The organism is Enterobacter cloacae complex sp. HYC003_NIDB (genome assembly GCF_056673375.1).
In genome coordinates this window covers 2,450,420-2,469,542 of the sequence record NZ_CP114220.1, presented here as the reverse complement: position 1 = coordinate 2,469,542, position 19,123 = coordinate 2,450,420, and the positions used below count along the sequence as shown (strand labels likewise).

Sequence of the window (19,123 nt, the reverse complement as noted above, 5' to 3'; positions counted from 1 at the left end):
ATTCGTGATAAACGGGCAAAAATGAAAATGAATTTTCACAGCAGGAAATAATCAGAGGAGATCTGTGTGGATCAGCTAATGGCAATGCGCGCCTTTACGCGGGTGGTTGAATCCGGAAGCTTTACCCGAGCGGCAGACTCCCTGAACATGCCGATAGCTACGCTGAGTAAGCTGGTAAAATCACTTGAAGCGCACCTGGAAACACGGCTGCTGCATCGTACTACGCGCCGGGTGGTCACGACGGCAGAAGGCATGGAATACTACGAGAAAGCGCTGCGGGTATTAATCGATATAGAGGACATTGATACCGCCTTTCGCGCATCGTGCTGCACGCCTAAAGGCCATTTGCGTATCGACGTGGGGGGGTCAACCGCCCGGGACGTGTTGATCCCCCTGCTGCCGGATTTTTTTCAGCGCTACCCGGACCTGCGCATCAACCTGGGGGTAGCCGACCGTCCGGTAGACTTAATCAGTGGAAACGTAGACTGCGTGATCCGCGGCGGCCCGCTGGATGACTCTTCGCTTATCGCCCGGCATATCGGTGACGCCCGGATGCTAGCCTGCGCGACGCCGGGCTATCTTAAGACTCACGGCATCCCTGCCTATCCGCAGGAGCTGCGCAACGGCCATAAGCTGATTAGCTACCTTTCCCCCGTTACCGGACGCGCATTCCCGTTTCGGTTCCTCGATCGGGGTGAACCGCTGGAGATCAGCGTTCCGCACCATCTTGGAGTCAATGAAAGCAACGCACACCTGGCCGCGGCGCTGGCGGGTTTAGGGATTATTCAGACGTTTGGCTATGCTGCGAGAGCGCATCTGGAAACGGGCGCGCTGGTAGAGATCCTGAGCGACTGGCGTCCTAAGGCGTATCCTTTTCACGTGGTCTATCCACAGAGTCGGCATTTAACACATCGCCTGAGAGTGTTTATTGCGTGGCTTGCCGAGGTCTTCCCTGCGGCGGTGAAAGGTTAGCCGGGCATTTGCCCGGCCAGATATCAGTTCAGTTTGTAATCCAGCGTGATTTCGGCTTTCAACAGCTGCGACACCGGACAACCCGCCTTCGCTTTCTGAATAATGCCGTCGAACTGCTGCGGATCGATACCCGGTACCGTCACCTTGCTTTGCAGCGCCACTTTGCTGATGGCAAAACCACTGTCGGTTTTATCCAGCGAGACATCCGCCGTGGTATCGATGGAATCGGCGGTATAACCCGCTTCGCCCAACATTAGCGACAGGGCCATAGAGAAACAGGCCGCGTGCGCTGCGCCAATCAGCTCTTCCGGGTTGGTCCCTTTTTCGCCCTCGAAGCGGGTGTTAAAGCCGTAAGGTTGCTGGTTAAGGACGCCACTTTCTGTTGAGACCGTCCCTTTGCCGCGTTTGATGTCGCCAGACCAGTGTGCTGAACCGTGCTTATGAATCGTCATTCTTGCTCTCCTTTTGGCTTACAAAGGGATAAGTATAGGACGCATAATCCATTTTGCAGGGAAGACAGATTAGTCCGAGCGCGTGGCAAGGTGGTTTGCCAGCGCGTCGAGGAACACACGCTGCGCCGCAGGCTGATAGTCTCGCGACTGATAAATACCAAAAATACCGATTGGTTTTGGCGTAAAGGCGCTGAGCACCGGCACCAGGCTGCCCTGCCGTAGCGCCGCGTCGGCCTCGCGCTCGGGCAGCATGGCAATACCACAGTGGTTTATCGCCGCCTCCATCAGCAGTGACGAGATGCTGGCGCTGAGATTGCCGCTGACCGCCGTCGTGATCGGCTCCCCTTCGGGCGTCAAAAAACGCCACGACTGACCGGCAAAAAAGCTGTAATGCAGGCAGTTGTGCCGGGCTAAGTCCTCCAGCTGCTCTGGAACGCCCCGGCTGGCAAGGTAGTGCGGCGAAGCGCAAAGTACGGACCGACACTCTCCCAGTCGGCGGGCGATCATGCCCGGTTCGGGGTTATCGGTGATGCGGATCGCCACGTCAATTCGCTCGCCCACCAGGCTTACCGGATGGTTATTAACATCCAGCTCAATGCGCAGCTGAGGGTAACGCTGCAACAGATCGGGCAGCACCGGAGCGATAATCTGCATCGCGGTGAAATGCGCGCAGGCGACGCGAAGCGTACCTGAGGGTAAATCCTTCACTGACTGATCTTCAATTTCCTGAGAAATTTGCGAGAGCGTACGCGTCTTTTGCAGGACCTTCTCTCCCGCCGCCGTCAGCGTCAGCTTGCGGGTGGAGCGATTCACCAGCCGCGCCCCGGCCCACTTCTCCATCTGCTCCAGATAACGGCTCACCATCGGACGGGAGATCCCCAGCGCCCGCGCCGCCGCGCTTAAACTCCCCAGCTCACAGATGCGGTTGTACACCTGGGCGGCAATAACGCGATCCATTTTGACCTCCATTTGCTCGATTTATGAAACTAAGCATCTCCTGTTTCAGGAATTCTGGCAAATGAAGAGATCCGTACAATAGAGACTTTCCTGAAGAACAGAGAGATGACCATGACCATCGCCCGCCTTGCTTTGCTGACAACCCTTTTCACTCCAGCCGTCTTTGCCGCGCCGTTGACCGTTGATACGTACAACCCGCAGGAAAAAGGCATTTTTGCCGTTTCTTCCACCCTGGTGTCTGGCCCGAAAGAGGCGGTACTGTTTGACGCCCAGTTCAGCGTGAAAGATGGCGAAGCGCTGGTAGAAAAAATTCGCCACAGCGGTAAAACGCTGAACAAAATCGTGATCACTTCCGGCGATCCGGATTTCTATTTCGGCCTGCAACCGCTGGTGAAAGCCTTCCCTAATGCCAAAGTTGTCGCCACGCAACAGGTGGTGGACCATATCAAGGCCACAAAAGACGCGAAGCTCGCCTTCTGGGGGCCACAGATGAAAGACGGCGCGCCGACGCAGCTCTACGTGCCGCAAGTGCTTGCCTCAACCACCTTTATGATTGACGGTGAGAGAGTGAATATTGAAGAGCCTGAGAGCTATGCGGCGTACGTCTGGATCCCATCCGCAAAAACCATCCTCGGCGGCACGGGCGTCTCATGGGGCATTCACGTCTGGACGGCAGATACCCAAACGCCGGAAAGCCGCAAACAGTGGCAGCAGACGCTGGATAGCATGGCAGCCCTTAAGCCCAAACACGTTATTCCGGGCCACTACCTGGGGACACCGCCAGCAGGTACCAGCGCTATCGACTTTACCCGTCGCTATCTACAGCAGTTTGAACAGGCCCTCACGGCAGATAAAGCGTCAACCGGCGTCATCAACACAATGAAAAAACAGTGGCCGAATCTGGCGGAAGCCAGTTCGCTGGAACTGAGTGCCAAAGTGAATACCGGCGAAATGAAGTGGTAATAGCCTGATTATCTCCTGCTATATTTAAATTTTTTATAGCAGGAGTTAACTATGCCATCTTCAGTAAGGGGCATCGACCATATCGGTATTACGGTGCCCGACATTGAAAAAGCCACCCTATTTTTTGAACGCGCTTTCGACGCCCAGGTTTTATATCATTCTGTCGATGCGCAAACCGATAATATTGATCAGCCCGCCCAGCAGCACACCTTAAAATTATTTCCCGGCACAAAAATTCACGCCATTCGCATGCTCGTCATGCCCCACGGACCCGGCATAGAACTTTTCGAAATGCATGGCCCTGAACAGGGAATGCCCGCTCGCGCCAGCGACTTTGGCCTCCAGCATTTTGCTGTTTATGTTGATGATTTTGATAAGGCGATAGCCGCTTTCACCGCTGCTGGCGGGGAGATGTTTACCGCGCCAAAGCCGCTCACGTTTCCGGATGAGCAAGGTGAAGGTAATGCTTTCTGCTATGGGCAAACCCCCTGGGGCAGCATTGTAGAATTGATTTCCTGGCCAACGCCCATGCCTTATGAAAAAACGACAAATTTACGCCGCTGGAAACCCTGAATTTTATTTCTGTGCTACGGGAGATGATATTTTTATTTCCAGGACGAATCTGAACCACAACGGCGAAAATATTTGCCAATCTGAATGCGAATTACGATTTTGCACGCCGTAACATTAAACAGACAACGACACGGAGGCAGCATGTTTACTTATTACCCGGCACATACCACAGCAGCACAACCCGAACTCGTTAACGCGATTGCGCAGGGTCTTCAGGCGGAGCACGGTGTTGTTACCGAAGATGACATTTTGATGGAACTGACCAGGTGGGTGGAAGCCACAGACAATGACATCCTCAGTGACATCTACCAGCAAACCATCAACTATGTCGTTAGCGGGCAAAATGCACCTTTGTAAAAACCTGCTAAGCTGGATCTGCAACCTAAGGGGTTACATTTCGTTTGCGTGAGCAAACTTGTCCTTAAAACTATCAACGGGATTGAGGAGTTAATATGAAATCGAACCGTCAGGCACGCCACATTCTGGGACTGAACTACAAGCTCTCAAACCAGCGCAAAGTGGTTATTGAAGAGGGGAGCGAAACGCAAGTGACCCACGCCACCGGCAAGAAACGTCAGGCAGGCAAGTAAGTTCCAGTACGAAATCCACAACACCATCGGTTACCCCGGTGGTGTTTTTGTTTATGTGTTGCGGTAATTAATATTTAGCTCCTTTATAATACCCCCCGACCGCACCCCGTAGCACAGGCCAGAAAGATGACAAACAGCAGTGTCAGGGACGGATCTTCTTAAAAAGAGTGAGTGACATGGACAACAAACTGAAAAAACATCGTTCCCTTTATATTCCTTACGCCGGTCCGGTTTTACTGGAGTTTCCCCTTCTGAACAAAGGCAGCGCCTTTAGCATGGAAGAGCGCAGCAGCTTTAACCTGCTGGGTCTGCTGCCTGAAGTGGTTGAAACCATTGAAGAACAGGCGGAACGCGCCTGGATCCAGTATCAGGGCTTTAAAACCGAAATCGATAAGCACATCTACCTGCGTAATATCCAGGACACCAACGAAACCCTCTTCTACCGCCTGGTGCAGAACCATCTCGAAGAGATGATGCCCGTCATTTATACCCCAACCGTCGGCGCGGCGTGTGAACGCTTCTCAGAGATCTACCGTCGTTCCCGCGGCGTGTTCATCTCCTATCAGAACCGTCACAACATGGACGACATTCTGCAAAACGTGCCTAATCACAACATCAAGGTGATCGTGGTAACCGATGGCGAACGTATTCTGGGCCTTGGCGACCAGGGCATTGGTGGGATGGGGATCCCCATCGGTAAGCTCTCGCTGTATACCGCCTGCGGCGGGATCAGCCCGGCCTACACCCTGCCGGTTGTGCTGGACGTGGGGACCAACAACCAGCAACTGCTGAACGATCCGCTGTACATGGGCTGGCGTCACCCGCGCATTACCGACGACGAGTACTATCAGTTTGTTGATGATTTCATCCAGGCCGTGAAGCACCGCTGGCCGGACGTGCTGTTACAGTTCGAAGACTTCGCACAGAAAAACGCCATGCCGCTGCTGAACCGCTACCGCGATGAGATCTGCTCGTTCAACGATGACATTCAGGGCACTGCGGCAGTGACCGTGGGGACGCTGATTGCCGCGAGCCGTGCGGCAGGCAGCCAGCTCAGCTATCAGAAAATTGTCTTCCTGGGTGCAGGCTCCGCGGGCTGCGGCATCGCCGAGCAAATTATTGCCCAGACCCAGCGCGAAGGCTTAAGCGAAGAGCTGGCTCGCTCCCGCGTCTTTATGGTGGACCGTTTTGGCCTGCTGACCGACGGTATGCCAAACCTGCTCCCGTTCCAGACCAAACTGGTGCAGAAGCGTGAAAACCTGAAAAACTGGGATACGGATAACGAAGTGCTCTCGCTTCTTGACGTGGTCCGCAACGTGAAGCCGGACATTCTGATCGGCGTATCCGGGCAGACCGGCCTCTTCACGGAAGAGATTATTCGCGAGATGCACAAGCACTGCGAACGCCCTATCGTGATGCCGCTGTCTAACCCGACTTCACGCGTGGAGGCAACGCCGCAGGATATTATCGCCTGGACAGAAGGTAAGGCACTGGTCGCGACCGGCAGCCCGTTTGATCCGGTGCTGTGGAAGGACAAACTCTATCCCATCGCACAGTGCAATAACTCCTATATCTTCCCGGGTATTGGTCTGGGGGTTATCGCCTCCGGTGCGTCACGCATCACCGACGAAATGCTGATGTCCGCGAGCGAAACGCTGGCAGGTCACTCACCGCTGGTGAATAACGGTGAAGGCCTGGTACTGCCGGAGCTGAAAGACATTCATAAAGTGTCCCGCGCAATTGCCTTCGCGGTAGGCAAAATGGCGCAGCAGCAAGGCGTCGCGGTGAAAACCTCTGCCGATGCGTTGCAGCAGGCGATTGACGATAACTTCTGGATGCCGGAATACCGTAGCTATCGTCGTACTTCTATTTAAGCATTGCCCCTCACCCAGCCCTCTCCCCAAAGGGGAGAGGGCTGGGTGAGGGGAATATACGGCACCTCCCACTAGCCAAACCCATTTTCCCCCGCTACACTCCCTTCATCCATTAACCTACTGAATATATAAGGAGGCCAATTATGCTGTACTGTGAAATTTTCAATGTTTCACATACATTTGGTGATCGCACCAGCTCAAGCGTTATCGGTATCGTGCTGCGATAACTTCCGCTTGAGCGAAGACACCAACCCCTGAAATCCCTTCTCTCGGGCTTACTGAGTTATCGTCAGCGATGTTTGACGAGGCATAAACATGCCTGTAACTCCTGGGTAAGCAACAATGAGCACTTTACTCACTGCACATTCTTTACGCGTTGATACGGCGTTCGGCACGCTCTTCGACTCTCTCTCCTTTACGTTGAAAAAAGGCGATCGCATCGGCCTGCTGGGTGATAACGGCTGCGGAAAAAGTACGCTGCTGAAAATCCTCGACGGGACGCAGTCCCCTGCTGCCGGAACCGTTTCACTGGCGGGGCATTGCCTGCTGGCGCGCGTGGAACAACATCTGCCGGAGGCCCTTTATCCCCTGACCATGCTGGATGCGGTGCTGGCGCAGCTGCCGATCGGTGAGCGCGACAGTTTGCGCTGGAAAGCCGAGACGCTGCTGGCCGGAATGGGCTTCACGACGCAGGAAACGGCGTTAACCTCCGCCACGCTGAGCGGCGGCCAGCATACGCGGTTGCTGCTGGCACGAGCGTTGATAAGCGATCCGGATCTGCTGCTTCTGGACGAACCGAGCAACCACCTTGACCTGCCGACCCTGCTGTGGCTGGAGCAGTTTCTACAAAACTGGTCCGGCAGCTTTGTGCTGGTCTCACACGACAGGCAACTGCTGGACGCGGTAACCAACGGCAGCTGGATCCTGCGCGATAAAAAGCTGCACGCCTTTGCCCTTCCCTGCACTGCCGCCCGTCTGGCGCTCGACGCAAAAGACGAAAGCGATGCGTTGCGCCATAAGGCAGAGCAAAAAGAGATCGACCGCGTCACGGCCAGCGCACGGCGTCTCGCGACCTGGGGCAAGGTCTATGACAACGAAGATCTCTCCCGTAAGGCTAAGCAGATGGAAAAACAGGTCGAACGCCTGAAAGAGACCCAGACGGAACTGACGGCGGGAAGCCCGTGGACCTTAACCCTGCGCGGGGACGCGCTTCGCGCCGACCGCCTGTTGGAAATGACTCACCTCGGCGTCCCCCCGGCGCCGGGTCTGCCAGACCTGTTTACTCTCAACAGCGCGCGGCTAAAGAGCGGCGATCGCGTGGCGATTGTGGGTCGTAACGGCTGCGGAAAATCGTCGCTGCTGAAGCTTATCTGGCGACATTTTCGCGACGAGATCGCGGACGAGCGGCTTAAGCGTCATCCGCGCGTCTCACCCGGCTACTACGACCAGACGCTGCACCAGTTGCCAGATGATGCAGCGCTGCTTGATGCACTGGAGCCTTTCGCGCCAGATCCGCAGACCCGTAAAATGGCGCTCATCAGTGCCGGGTTCCCGTGGGCGCGTCACGGGCAAAAAGTCAGTACGCTGAGCGGCGGGGAACGTTCGCGCCTGCTGTTCGTCGGCCTGACGCTTGCCCGTTATAGCCTGCTGATGCTGGATGAACCGACCAACCACCTGGACATGGAAGGCAAAGAGGCGCTGGCGGAAACGCTGCAACAGTTTGAAGGCGGAGTGCTGCTGGTGAGCCACGATCGTCAGTTAATTAGCCAGAGCTGTAACCGCTTCTGGCTGATTGAGGACGGCAGGCTGAGCGAATGGCACGATGCGGAGGCGGTGTTTGAGCGCCTGCGTGAGGACACCGCTCCGGTTGTACCTGAGGCATCGAATAACGCATTGAAGGCACCCTCTTCAGCGTCTGACGATCTGCTCGAACGCCTGGTTGCCCTGGAAACACTGCTGGAAGAAGATTTGGCGCGCAAGCCAAAACATCAAAAACCGCAGTTACAGGCGCAATGGCGAAAAGAGATTGAGGTAATAGAAGCGCAACTGTAAATCTGAGCCCGGCGGTGGCGTCGCCGGGCCAGTGTTTTTCACCCCAATTTATGAGGGGTACAGCCTTTTCTTAATCCGAAAATGCATCAAATAATGACATTATGTTGCGGTTACCTTGCATTACATCGCCAAAGTATTAATCCTTAATGGGTAATCAGACCTGCTATGCAGATACTCATCATGAAAGGAGAAACACATGAAGGCTGCTGTTGTCACTCAGGATCATCAGGTTAATGTCACAGAAAAAACCTTACGCGCGCTCAAACATGGTGAAGCGCTGCTGAAGATGGAGTGCTGTGGCGTTTGCCATACCGATCTCCATGTTAAGAATGGCGATTTTGGCGACAAAACCGGGGTGATCCTCGGCCACGAAGGGATTGGTATCGTCAAAGAGATTGGTCCTGGCGTCACGTCGCTAAAAGTAGGCGATCGTGCAAGCGTGGCGTGGTTCTTCGAAGGCTGTGGCCACTGTGAATATTGTAATACCGGCAACGAAACGCTGTGCCGTGACGTGAAAAACGCGGGTTACTCCGTTGACGGCGGCATGGCGGAAGAGTGCATCGTAACCGCGGATTACGCGGTTAAAGTTCCGGACGGACTGGACTCTGCGGCGGCCAGCAGCATCACCTGCGCCGGGGTCACCACCTACAAAGCGGTAAAAGTCTCTGACATCAAACCCGGCCAGTGGATTGCGATCTATGGCCTGGGCGGTCTGGGCAACCTCGCGCTGCAATACGCCAAAAATGTCTTCAATGCGAAAGTTATCGCCATTGACGTGAATGACGAGCAGTTGAAGCTCGCTGCCAGCATGGGCGCAGACTTAACCGTGAACTCCCGCAGTGAAGATGCGGCAAAAGTGATTCAGGAGAAAACCGGCGGTGCACATGCGGCGGTGGTGACGGCGGTAGCGAAAGCGGCCTTCAACTCTGCCGTTGACGCAGTTCGCGCCGGAGGCCGCGTGGTGGCTGTAGGCCTGCCGCCGGAAGCGATGAGCCTGGATATTCCACGTCTGGTCCTGGATGGGATTCAGGTAGTGGGTTCCCTGGTGGGTACCCGTCAGGATCTGCTCGAAGCCTTCCAGTTTGCGGCTGAAGGTAAGGTGAAACCGAAAGTTACAATGCGCCCACTGGAAGATATCAACGCCATCTTCAAAGAGATGGAACAGGGCCAGATCCGTGGCCGTATGGTGATTGATTTACGTTCTTAACCGCGGTGGCCGGGTAGCGGCTCTGCCCTGCCCGGCTTTTCACGTGGACGAACGGCGATCGGAAATCCATTCCTGAACCTCGATCTGGAACGTGTCCGGCGCTTTTCGATACATCTTCCGCGCCAGATCCAGGATGGTATGGCGCCCTAACTCCTCTTCCATCCGCTGCTGCGCGCTGTCCATGACCGAGCGCACCCCACACGGGCCGTCACAGACCCAGGCAGGTGGCGTTTCATCAAACACCGCCAGGCGCTGACGCACTTCCCGACACTCAAACATATTCTTCTCGCCGTCGATGGCGTGCGCCACGTCCAGCACGCTGATCAGCTCTGCCGGACGCGCCAGCCGGAAGCCTCCCCCTTTACCCTCGGTGCTGATGACCAGCCCCGCGCGTGATAAACGGGTGAAGATTTTTCCAAGATAGTCGTACGGCACGCCCTGCAAGGCCGCCATCTCCCGGACGCTCATCTCACGTTCATTGCCTTTTGCATCCACCATACACATCAGGCTATGAATGCCATATTCCACACCAGAACTGTAAAACGCCATGGCTCACTCCGGGTCATTGTTCGCTGCATTATAACGATTTTTAACTCAGAAAGAAGTTGTCGCAGTTAACTCCGACAAGTATAGTGGCAGTTATGTCAGACATACAGCCTGACGCACTAAAGGATCGAGTATGAAAAAGCAGATTTTAATTGTGGGTAGTGGGTTTTCCGGTATGTGGGCTGCGGTCAGCGCCGCGCGCCTTTCTGCTCTGGCGGGTAACAATAGCCTCAGCATTGCCGTGCTGGCCCCTGTTGCGGAGCTGCGCGTTCGCCCACGCTTTTATGAAGAGAACGTGTCGACGATGGTCGCGCCGCTGACCGAACTGTATGCTGAGCTGGGTATCGCCTTTATTGCGGGCGAAGCACAACGTATTGATACCTCGTCTAAAACCGTTTTGTATCTCGATTCAAACGGCGCGATTGCTGACGTCGCCTGGGAACGTCTGATCCTCGCAACCGGTAGCCAGACTAAACGTCCTCCTGTTGCCGGTCTGGCTGAATACGCCTTTGATATCGACCAACTCGACTCCGCCAGATTATTCGAGCAGCATCTTGATTCGCTGGTTTCGCGCCCCTCCACCCCGGAGCGTAATACCGTGGTCGTGTGTGGCGGCGGCTTTACCGGCATCGAACTGGCAACGGAACTCCCTGCCCGACTCCGTACTCGCTTCGGCGCTGATACAAAGACTAAAGTAATCGTAGTTGAAAGAGGTACAACCATCGGCGGGCGTTATAGCGAGGCGCTGCGTAACACAATTGAAGAAGCAAGCAACGCGCTGGGCGTTGAATGGCGTTTAAACAGTGAAATTGAAGCCATCGATGCCAGCGGCGTAACGCTGAAAAACGGAGAGCGCATTGCCAGCGCCACTGTAGTGTGGACGGCAGGGGTAGAAGCTAACCTCCTCAGCCTGCAAATTGACGGGGAACGCGATACTCAGGGACGGCTGATCGTCAACGACACGTTGCAGGTTCCTGCGCATCCGGAGGTTTACGCGACGGGTGATATGGCGCACGCCAAAACGGACGATGCGGGCAACACGGCGCTGATGACCTGCCAGCACGCGATCCAGCTGGGGAAATTCGCCGGACACAACGCGGCGGCCAGCCTGTTAAATCTGGAGCCGTACCCTTACCGTCAGGTGAACTACGTCACCTGTCTGGATTTAGGTGGCTGGGGCGCGGTATACACCGAGGGCTGGGAACAGCGCGTTAAATCCGTACGCGAGGAAGGCAAAAAGATCAAAGTCGCCATCACCAACGAACTGATTTACCCGCCAGCAGCAGACAAAGCGGTCGCTTTTGCCGCCGCTGACCCGCTGGCGAAATTCGTTTAGTCCCCTCCTGCGCCCGCGACCAGCGGGCAAAGTGTGTAATCAGGCCAGCGCACCTGCGTTGGCCTGACGCTTTTTGGCACATAAATAACCATACATCAGCAGAGAGGTCATCGCAGAGAAGGATAAAATCGCGGCCGGCAGCGTGACATAGCTCCAGCTAAAGCCGAGCGTAATCATCAATCCACCGAAATAGGCGCCAATTGCGCTGCCGAGGTTAAACGCCATTTGCCCGCCTGCGGCCCCCAGCATCTCGCCGCCTTTCGCATTTTGCAGCAGCAGAATTTGCAGCGGCGCAGAGAGCGCAAACAGCCCGGCGCAGCAGACAAATCCCATGACCAGTGAAGCTGTTTTAAGCTCGCCAAAGGCAAACAACGCCAGCAGCGAAGCCACAATCACCAGGTCGGTGGTGGCAGCAATGCGCAGCGGGCTAAAGCGTGACGACAGCTTGCCGCTGAAGACATTTCCCAGCACCATGCCCAGCCCCATCAGCATCATGATCGCGGTCATGACGCCCTCAGAAAAGCCTGATACGTTGACCATAAACGGCTTCACGAAGCTAAACCAGGCAAACACCCCGGCATTGCCAAACATCGTAGCGGCAAAAATCAGCCACGGTTCCGGTTTCTTCAGGAAGTGGAATTGTTCTGCCAGCCGGGTGGTTGTCGTGTCGTGAATGTCAGGCACCCACAGCAGAACAGACAGGATCACCAGCGCGTCAAAGACCGCAATCAAAAAGAAGGTGTAACGCCAGTTAAATTCATGTCCCAGCCACGTCCCGAGCGGCACGCCAAGCAGGTTGGCAACGGTCATCCCGGCAATCATCCCGGCCACAGCGACCGTCACTTTACCCGGCGGCGCGATTTTTGACAGGATTATCGCCCCCACTCCGAAAATCGCGCCATGCGGGAAACCAGAGATTAAGCGCCCCGCCGCCAGCCCCACGTAGGAGTCAGAGAAGGTAAAGAGCGCGTTACCGACGACGCACATCGCCACCAGAAACAGCAGCGTTGTTTTCAGCGAAAATTTGCTGGAGAACAGCGCCACAATCGGCGCGCCGATCACCACGCCAAAAGCGTAAAACGAAATCATATTTCCGGCGGAGGGAATCGAAATGCCCGTATCATGAGCCAGCTCGGTCAGCACGCCCATAATGCCAAACTCAGCCATCCCCAGGCCAAAGGTACCCAGTGCTAACGAAAAAATTGTCTTTTTCATACCGCGACCACTGTTAAAAAATATGCAGCGTGCATTATTGATTAAACTTGTATGGTGAACCAGTTCAAATCGGATTTCTGACACATTAATCCATTCATTCAGGCCGATTACACTCTTAGTACGGCCTCGATCCCGCGACCGGATACAAAGGGAGACCCACCATGGTCAGTAAGAAGAAAACCCATGTTGTTGATGATGTCGTTAAAAACGCGCCGCTCAAAACTAAAGCGTACGAGCAAGAGCTTCGCCGCCTCCATGTTGAACTGGTTAAGCTCCAGCAATGGGTAGTCGCCAAAGGGTTAAAGGTCTGTATTGTTTTTGAAGGGCGAGACGGCGCCGGTAAAGGCGGCGTCATCAAAGCCATCACCGAACGCGTCAGCCCTCGGGTGTTTCGCGTTGTTGCGTTACCGGCCCCCACCGATAAAGAGAAAAGTCAGCTCTATTTTCAGCGTTACGTTCCCCATCTGCCCTCTGCCGGGGAAATCGTTATTTTTGACCGCAGCTGGTACAACCGCGCGGGCGTGGAAAGAGTCATGGGTTTCTGTACCGAAGAGCAGGCCGAAAAATTTCTTGATGGAACGCCGGTAATGGAAAAAGCGATGGTCGATGCCGGGATCATTTTGTTGAAATACTGGCTTGAAGTAACGCCAAAAGAGCAGGAGCGCCGCCTGCGCGATCGCATTAATGATGGTCGCAAGATCTGGAAGCTGTCTCCAATGGATATTAAATCTTTCAATCTGTGGGATGAGTATACCCTCGCCCGCGACGCGATGTTTAAAGCGACCGACACCGCCTGGGCGCCGTGGTTTGTGGCGCGCTCAGAAGATAAAAAAAGGGTGCGGCTGAATATTATTTCGCATCTGCTTTCCCAGATCCCCTATAAAGAAATTCACGTAGACAAGGTGGATTTACCGAAACGCAAGATCGGCAAAGTGAAGCCTACAAAATATCCCTTCCGGTATATTGCAGAGCGATTTTGATATTACTGGAAGACGGCTCGCATAATGTAGATTACCAGGGGAAACAGTATTGTTTTTTGTTGGCTGCGGTTGATAATGACCGCACCAACAAAGGAGAAAACATGAAACCGAACCGCACAGAAAGATGTGTTACAACAAAGCCTTTTACGGGGAAAAAGCCTCGCCCACTCTCTACAACAGCAGAGCACAAGCGACAGCATCAACAGGATCAGGGATTTATTAAAGCGATGAATGAATTAACGGCCAAAGCAGGGCTATTATCGGATGACCCTTATTTTGGAGGGCTTTGATGTGTTTTCAGTTTGACGTTTATCGCAACCCATCAGACAGAACGCGTGAATACCAGCCCTATTTTATGATTATTCAGCACGATTTTTATGACGACTTATCAACGAGACTTATTGTACCGTTAAGCTATCATAATCATTTAAGAGGACATTCAAACGCTGCAACGCCACTGGTGAACATTGAATCCCAGACATATTTTCTTAATACAGCCAACATCACACACGTGGAGACAAAGAAACTTAATAATAAGAATTATGTATGTAATCTGCGCAGTGCAAGAAGTAGTGTTCTTGCAGGAATTGATGCGTTAATTACCAATACGTAGCTCAGAGCCGCGCAAGTGCAGCGCCGCCGGACAATGCCGACGGCGCGAGGTTTACTTCAACCCTTCCGAACTCTCTTTTTGCGCTTCAAGACGCTCAACGTCCCGATACCAGCGCGGATGGTGTTTTTGCGCCCAGCGGCGGCTCACCTTCCCTTCAATCATGCCTTTAATCGATCCTTTCACCCAGAAGGCCATATACATATGGATCAGGATGGCGTGAATCAGAATAATGGCCGAGGTCGCGTGGATCAGCAGTGCGTAGCGCACCACCTGGATCGGGAAATATTGGGCAAAATACGGACGCCAGATCATCACTCCGGTTACCAGCAGCACGAAAATCATGCTCATGATGGTCCAGAACATCATCTTCTGCCCGGCATTGTATTTGCCCACCTTCGCGACTTTATGCTCGTTGCCTTTCAGAACCTCAACAATCCCTTTAATCCAGGGAATATCCTGCTTGTCAGGGATGTTGTGATGAACGAAACGCACGAACATAAACATCAGCACCACGAAAATCAGCACGCCGAAGAACGGATGCAGAATGCGCCCCATCTGCGGTGTCCCGAAGGTTTCCGTGAGCCACTGTAGCGTCGGGAAGAAGAACGATATGCCGGATACCGCCACCAGGAAGAAGCAGATGACCACCGTCCAGTGACAGGCGCGATCGACAAATTTTGTGCGCACTATCATTTTCGACTTACTCATGATGCTCCTCCTCGTCGTCATCCACCTCTTTATTCGGCCCGATACCGATGTAGTGATAAATCAGCCCGGCAAAGGTGGCGATAAAGCCCGCTGCTGAGAGCGGCTTAAGCGCCCCTTTCCACAGGTTGATTGAGGTATCGATCGCCGGATCTTTCGGCAGATTGTGATACAGCTCCGGCTGGTCATTGTGGTGCAGAACATACATGACGTGCGTACCGCCGACACCCTGCGGGTTATAAATCCCGGCCTTGTCATAGCCGCGCGCTTTGAGCTTATCCACCCGCTGCTGTGCCACGTCCAGCATCTCTTTTTTGGTACCGAAGTGGATCGCCCCGGTAGGACAGGTCTTCACGCAGGCAGGCTCCTGGCCGACGCTGACGCGATCGACGCACAGCGTGCATTTATAGACCCGGTTATCCTCTTTATTGAGGCGCGGGATATTAAACGGACAGCCCGCAATACAGTAACCGCAGCCGATGCAGTTATCCTGCTGGAAGTCGACGATCCCGTTGGCGTACTGAATGATTGCCCCGGCAGACGGGCATGCCTTCAGGCAGCCGGGATCTTCACAGTGCATACAGCCGTCTTTACGGATCAGCCACTCCAGCTTGCCGTTCTGGTCGGTTTCGCTAAAGCGCATCACCGTCCAGGACTTGGCGCTCAGATCAGCAGGATTGTCATAGACCCCAACGCAGTGCCCCACCTCGTCGCGAATATCGTTCCACTCCGAGCAGGCCACCTGGCAGGCCTTACAGCCCACGCAGGAGGAGACATCGATCAGCTTGGCGACTTCTGCCTTGTAATCCCGCGCACGAGGCGCGGGCGTTATCGGGTTGGTCGCGGAGCGTTTAATAATGTCTTGTGTTTCCATCGCCATTTAATCGCTCCTTACGCTTTCTCGATGTTGACCAGAAACGCTTTATACTCCGGCGTTTGCGAGTTTGAATCGCCGACGTTTGGCGTCAGGGTATTGGCGATGTAGCCTTTCTGCGCTACCCCTTCAAAGCCCCAGTGCAGTGGTATACCGACGGTTTCCACCTGCTGGCCATGCACGTTCAGCGTTTGCAGACGACGGGTGACCACCGCCACCGCGCGAATAAAGCCGCGCTTGCTGCTGACCTTCACGCGATCGCCGTTGGCAATGCCTTTCGCCTTCGCCAGCGTTTCGCTTATCTCCACAAACTGTTCCGGCTGCGCGATGGCGTTAAGCCGCGCGTGCTTGGTCCAGGTATGGAAATGCTCGGTCAGGCGGTAGGTGGTGCCGACATACGGGAACTTATCCTTTTTACCTAAACGCAGCACGTCGTCTTCATAGATGCGTACCACCGGACTGGAGACCACATTCGGGTGCAGCGGGTTAGTGCCGAGCGGCGTTTCCATCGGCTCGTAGTGTTCCGGGAACGGCCCTTCCGCCAGTTTGTCGATAGCAAACAGACGTCCCAGCCCTTCCGGCTGCATGATAAACGGCCCGGTGTTGCTGCCCGGCGCGGCGGTGTTGAAGTCCGGGATATCGTTCCCCGTCCACTTCGTGCCGTTCCACTCGATCAGCATGCGTTTCGGATCCCACGGCTTACCGTTCACGTCTGCGGAGGCACGGTTGTACAGTACGCGGCGGTTTAACGGCCACGCCCATGCCCAGCCCAGGGTATTGCCCAGGCCTGACGGATCGGCGTTATCGCGATTGGCCATCTGGTTACCCTGCTCCGTCCAGCTGCCTGTGTAGATCCAGCAGGAAGAGGCCGTGGTACCGTCGTCACGCAACAGCGCGAAGCTATTGAGCAGCTGTCCTTTCTTCGCCACCAGATTGCCGTTGGCATCGTACAGGTCGGCCAGCGCCACGCCGTTGTTCTCTTTTGCCACCTCTTCGGACTCAGGATGATCCGGCTGCTTGTAGTTCCAGCTCATCTTCAGCAGCGGCTCAGCGCCTTTGCCGCCTTCGGCGCGGTACATCTCGCGCAGACGATGGTAAATCCCGGCCAGAATTTCGCCGTCATTACGCGCTTCGCCCGGCGCATCCTGACCTTTCCAGTGCCACTGTAGCCAGCGGCCAGAGTTGGCAATTGAACCGTCCTCTTCCGCAAAGCAGGTCGACGGCAGGCGGAACACCTCGGTCTGAATCGCTGCCGGATCGACATCGTTTGATTCACCGTGGTTCTGCCAGAACGTAGACGTTTCGGTGACCAGCGGATCGATAACCACCATGTACTTCAGCTTGCTCAGGCTGCGAACGACTTTATTTTTATCCGGGAATGACGCTACCGGGTTAAAGCCCTGGCAGATGTAACCCGTGACGTCGCCCTTATCCATCATGTTGAAATACTTGATGACATCGTAAGCCTGGTCCCATTTCGGCAACCACTCAAAGCCCCAGTCATTCTCTTTCTGCGCCGCGTCGCCGTAGAACGATTTCATCAGACTGACGGCAAACTTCGGATAGTTACTCCAGTAGTTCACCTGGTCCGGACGCGTCGCTTTTGGCGTGTTGGCGTCAAGCCAGCTTTGCCAGTCGGTCTGCTTCTCGGACGGCAGGGTCAGGTAACCCGGCAGGCTGGTCGACAGCAGGCCGAGGTCGGTTAAGCCCTGAATGTTAGAGTGCCCGCGCAGGGCGTTCACGCCGCCACCGGCCATCCCCATGTTGCCGAGCAGCAGCTGGATCATCGCCATGGTACGGATGTTCTGCGCGCCCACGGTATGCTGCGTCCAGCCCAGCGCGTACAGGAATGTAGTGGTTCTGTCGGCGGCACTGGTGGAAGCCAGCACTTCACATACTTTCAGGAAGTCCGCTTTCGGCGTACCGCAGATGTTTTCCACCACGTCCGGCGTATAGCGGGAAACGTGCTGTTTCAGCAAGTTCCACACGCAGCGCGGATCGCTCAGGGTCTCATCGCGTTTCGCGTAGCCGTTTTCGTCGAACTGATAGTTCCAGGATGATTTATCGTACTGACGTTTCTCTGCGTCATAGCCGCTGAAGAGGCCATCTTCGAAGGCGAAATCTTCCCTTACCAGCAGGCCGGCATTGGTGTAATGCTTAACGTATTCCGCGTTAATTTTGTTATTTTCGATCAGGTACAACAGCACGCCGGACAGGAACGTGATGTCCGTACCGGAGCGGATCGGCGCATAGATATCAGCCACCGATGCCGTACGCGTAAAGCGTGGATCGACGACAATCAGCGTCGCATCGTTGTTGTTTTTCGCTTCCATCGCCCAGCGGAATCCCACCGGATGGGCTTCAGCGGCGTTACCGCCCATTACCACCACGACGTTAGCGTTTTTGATATCAACCCAGTGGTTGGTCATCGCACCGCGACCAAATGTTGGAGCAAGACTTGCTACCGTTGGTCCGTGTCAGACGCGCGCCTGGTTATCAACCGCCAGCATGCCGAGGGAGCGCACAAATTTTTGCGTCAGCATGCCGGTCTCATTACTTGCCGCAGAGGCACACAGCATCCCGGTGGAGGTCCAGCGGTTTACCGTGATGCCCTGCTCGTTCTTCTCAATAAAGTTGGCGTCGCGATCCGCTTTCATCAGTTTTGCAATTCGGGAGAAGGCTTCGTCCCAGGAGATACGCTGCCAATTGTCAGAGCCCGGCGCACGATATTCCGGGTAGCGCAGACGGTTTTCACTGTGGACGTAGTCCAGCAGCCCCGCCCCTTTCGGGCAAAGCGCCCCGCGGCTCACCGGATGGTCCGGGTCCCCTTCAATATGATAAATCGCTTCTTTGGCGTTCTTTGCGCCATCACCCAGGCTATACATTAATAGCCCACAACCCACGGAGCAGTATGTGCAGGTGTTACGGATCTCTTTCGCGCGCAGCAGTTTATAGTTGCGTGCCTGAGCCAGCGCCATTTTGGGAGCGAATCCCAGCATTGCGGCTGTTGTTCCGGCCATACCGCCCGCGCAGATTTTAAAAAATTGTCTGCGGCTGACGTCCATTGCTGTCCTCGTTATCTGATAAGACTTCGCGCCGCAAACTAACAGCAAAGCCCCTGTTTTTTTTGCGTCAAATCAAGGTCGCCAGACTTCGCCCCCTTAATAGTCACTGCCGGTACGATTTGCTAATCCTTTCGGGTTAACAGGCTCTT

At 54.9% G+C, this 19,123-nt stretch carries 19 protein-coding genes; 12 read left to right on the top strand and 7 right to left on the bottom strand.

Features of this window, described 5'->3' with window-relative positions:
• Positions 1–66: 66 nt before the first annotated feature.
• Positions 67–972 carry a LysR family transcriptional regulator gene (locus O1722_RS11740; RefSeq protein ID WP_017382315.1) on the top strand — a complete coding sequence of 302 codons (906 nt, stop codon included), beginning with the start codon at positions 67–69 and terminating at the stop codon, positions 970–972.
• Between the two features lie 23 nt (positions 973–995).
• On the opposite strand, the gene O1722_RS11735 is transcribed toward O1722_RS11740, so the two are convergent.
• Entirely contained in the window at positions 996–1,424 is a 429-nt protein-coding gene (locus O1722_RS11735; RefSeq protein WP_003857069.1) for an OsmC family protein, read from the bottom strand.
• Between the two features lie 69 nt (positions 1,425–1,493).
• Entirely contained in the window at positions 1,494–2,381 is an 888-nt protein-coding gene (locus O1722_RS11730) for a LysR family transcriptional regulator (protein ID WP_023303768.1), read from the bottom strand.
• A 111-nt stretch (positions 2,382–2,492) separates the two neighbouring features.
• Between O1722_RS11730 and O1722_RS11725 the strand changes: the two genes are divergently transcribed.
• The 7 genes from O1722_RS11725 (at position 2,493) to adhP (ending at position 9,640) form a co-directional block, all read left to right on the top strand.
• A complete protein-coding gene (locus O1722_RS11725; protein ID WP_033487834.1) occupies positions 2,493–3,344 on the top strand; it encodes a Vmh family MBL fold metallo-hydrolase in 852 nt (283 codons plus the stop codon).
• A 51-nt stretch (positions 3,345–3,395) separates the two neighbouring features.
• Positions 3,396–3,917 carry a VOC family protein gene (locus tag O1722_RS11720; protein WP_017693390.1) on the top strand — a complete coding sequence of 174 codons (522 nt, stop codon included), beginning with the start codon at positions 3,396–3,398 and terminating at the stop codon, positions 3,915–3,917.
• A gap of 141 nt (positions 3,918–4,058) precedes the next feature.
• Positions 4,059–4,274, top strand: a complete 216-nt coding sequence (bdm, locus tag O1722_RS11715; RefSeq protein ID WP_015570485.1) for a biofilm-dependent modulation protein — start codon at positions 4,059–4,061, stop codon at positions 4,272–4,274.
• A gap of 95 nt (positions 4,275–4,369) precedes the next feature.
• The gene (sra, locus tag O1722_RS11710) at positions 4,370–4,507 is read left to right on the top strand and encodes a stationary-phase-induced ribosome-associated protein (protein ID WP_033487793.1); all 138 of its coding nucleotides are present in this window, start codon (positions 4,370–4,372) and stop codon (positions 4,505–4,507) included.
• A 176-nt stretch (positions 4,508–4,683) separates the two neighbouring features.
• Positions 4,684–6,381 carry an NAD-dependent malic enzyme gene (locus O1722_RS11705; protein WP_006810704.1) on the top strand — a complete coding sequence of 566 codons (1,698 nt, stop codon included), beginning with the start codon at positions 4,684–4,686 and terminating at the stop codon, positions 6,379–6,381.
• 342 nt (positions 6,382–6,723) lie between these two features.
• A complete protein-coding gene (locus tag O1722_RS11700) occupies positions 6,724–8,433 on the top strand; it encodes an ABC-F family ATP-binding cassette domain-containing protein (RefSeq protein ID WP_033487795.1) in 1,710 nt (569 codons plus the stop codon).
• Between the two features lie 196 nt (positions 8,434–8,629).
• Positions 8,630–9,640 carry an alcohol dehydrogenase AdhP gene (gene adhP / locus O1722_RS11695; protein ID WP_006810706.1) on the top strand — a complete coding sequence of 337 codons (1,011 nt, stop codon included), beginning with the start codon at positions 8,630–8,632 and terminating at the stop codon, positions 9,638–9,640.
• Positions 9,641–9,679: 39 nt separating this feature from the next.
• Here the strand turns inward: adhP and O1722_RS11690 are convergent, their stop codons facing one another.
• Complete coding sequence (locus tag O1722_RS11690) at positions 9,680–10,189, bottom strand: RrF2 family transcriptional regulator (protein WP_015570482.1); 510 nt, start codon at positions 10,187–10,189, stop codon at positions 9,680–9,682.
• Between the two features lie 130 nt (positions 10,190–10,319).
• Here O1722_RS11690 and O1722_RS11685 point away from each other — a divergent pair, with 130 nt between their 5' ends.
• A complete protein-coding gene (locus O1722_RS11685; protein ID WP_033487796.1) occupies positions 10,320–11,522 on the top strand; it encodes an NAD(P)/FAD-dependent oxidoreductase in 1,203 nt (400 codons plus the stop codon).
• 39 nt (positions 11,523–11,561) lie between these two features.
• Here O1722_RS11685 and araJ read toward each other — a convergent pair whose 3' ends face one another.
• Positions 11,562–12,737 (bottom strand): MFS transporter AraJ, encoded by a 1,176-nt coding sequence (araJ, locus tag O1722_RS11680; protein WP_017693387.1) that lies wholly within the window; start codon positions 12,735–12,737, stop codon positions 11,562–11,564.
• A 161-nt stretch (positions 12,738–12,898) separates the two neighbouring features.
• Between araJ and ppk2 the strand changes: the two genes are divergently transcribed.
• From ppk2 to O1722_RS11665, 3 genes are read left to right on the top strand one after another with little or no spacing between them, the layout of a single operon-like run.
• Positions 12,899–13,717 carry a polyphosphate kinase 2 gene (gene ppk2, locus O1722_RS11675; protein ID WP_033487797.1) on the top strand — a complete coding sequence of 273 codons (819 nt, stop codon included), beginning with the start codon at positions 12,899–12,901 and terminating at the stop codon, positions 13,715–13,717.
• Positions 13,714–14,007 (top strand): hypothetical protein, encoded by a 294-nt coding sequence (locus O1722_RS11670; protein ID WP_127353594.1) that lies wholly within the window; start codon positions 13,714–13,716, stop codon positions 14,005–14,007. The genes ppk2 and O1722_RS11670 overlap by 4 nt, the downstream gene beginning before the upstream one ends.
• Entirely contained in the window at positions 14,007–14,330 is a 324-nt protein-coding gene (locus O1722_RS11665; RefSeq protein ID WP_071963960.1) for a CcdB family protein, read from the top strand. The genes O1722_RS11670 and O1722_RS11665 overlap by 1 nt, the downstream gene beginning before the upstream one ends.
• A 51-nt stretch (positions 14,331–14,381) precedes the next feature.
• On the opposite strand, the gene fdnI is transcribed toward O1722_RS11665, so the two are convergent.
• Genes fdnI through fdnG form a run of 3 tightly spaced genes read right to left on the bottom strand, consistent with a single transcriptional unit; the run spans position 14,382 to position 18,974 of the window.
• Positions 14,382–15,038, bottom strand: coding sequence for a formate dehydrogenase-N subunit gamma (fdnI, locus tag O1722_RS11660; protein ID WP_033487798.1), 657 nt, complete (start codon positions 15,036–15,038; stop codon positions 14,382–14,384).
• On the bottom strand, positions 15,031–15,915 hold the full coding sequence (gene fdxH, locus O1722_RS11655; RefSeq protein ID WP_015570476.1) for a formate dehydrogenase subunit beta: 885 nt from the start codon (positions 15,913–15,915) through the stop codon (positions 15,031–15,033). Before fdxH ends, fdnI begins: the two co-directional genes overlap by 8 nt.
• Positions 15,916–15,926: 11 nt before the next feature.
• Complete coding sequence (gene fdnG / locus O1722_RS11650; protein ID WP_096152361.1) at positions 15,927–18,974, bottom strand: formate dehydrogenase-N subunit alpha; 3,048 nt, start codon at positions 18,972–18,974, stop codon at positions 15,927–15,929.
• Between the last annotated feature and the right edge of the window lie 149 nt (positions 18,975–19,123).

Coding starts and splice junctions, on each gene's coding strand:
- O1722_RS11735 (WP_003857069.1), bottom strand. CDS start 1,424: ATGACGATTCATAAGCACGGTTCAGCACACTGGTCTGGCGACATCAAA.
- O1722_RS11730 (WP_023303768.1), bottom strand. CDS start 2,381: ATGGATCGCGTTATTGCCGCCCAGGTGTACAACCGCATCTGTGAGCTG.
- O1722_RS11725 (WP_033487834.1), top strand. CDS start 2,493: ATGACCATCGCCCGCCTTGCTTTGCTGACAACCCTTTTCACTCCAGCC.
- O1722_RS11720 (WP_017693390.1), top strand. CDS start 3,396: ATGCCATCTTCAGTAAGGGGCATCGACCATATCGGTATTACGGTGCCC.
- bdm (WP_015570485.1), top strand. CDS start 4,059: ATGTTTACTTATTACCCGGCACATACCACAGCAGCACAACCCGAACTC.
- sra (WP_033487793.1), top strand. CDS start 4,370: ATGAAATCGAACCGTCAGGCACGCCACATTCTGGGACTGAACTACAAG.
- O1722_RS11705 (WP_006810704.1), top strand. CDS start 4,684: ATGGACAACAAACTGAAAAAACATCGTTCCCTTTATATTCCTTACGCC.
- O1722_RS11700 (WP_033487795.1), top strand. CDS start 6,724: ATGAGCACTTTACTCACTGCACATTCTTTACGCGTTGATACGGCGTTC.
- adhP (WP_006810706.1), top strand. CDS start 8,630: ATGAAGGCTGCTGTTGTCACTCAGGATCATCAGGTTAATGTCACAGAA.
- O1722_RS11690 (WP_015570482.1), bottom strand. CDS start 10,189: ATGGCGTTTTACAGTTCTGGTGTGGAATATGGCATTCATAGCCTGATG.
- O1722_RS11685 (WP_033487796.1), top strand. CDS start 10,320: ATGAAAAAGCAGATTTTAATTGTGGGTAGTGGGTTTTCCGGTATGTGG.
- araJ (WP_017693387.1), bottom strand. CDS start 12,737: ATGAAAAAGACAATTTTTTCGTTAGCACTGGGTACCTTTGGCCTGGGG.
- ppk2 (WP_033487797.1), top strand. CDS start 12,899: ATGGTCAGTAAGAAGAAAACCCATGTTGTTGATGATGTCGTTAAAAAC.
- O1722_RS11665 (WP_071963960.1), top strand. CDS start 14,007: ATGTGTTTTCAGTTTGACGTTTATCGCAACCCATCAGACAGAACGCGT.
- fdnI (WP_033487798.1), bottom strand. CDS start 15,038: ATGAGTAAGTCGAAAATGATAGTGCGCACAAAATTTGTCGATCGCGCC.
- fdxH (WP_015570476.1), bottom strand. CDS start 15,915: ATGGCGATGGAAACACAAGACATTATTAAACGCTCCGCGACCAACCCG.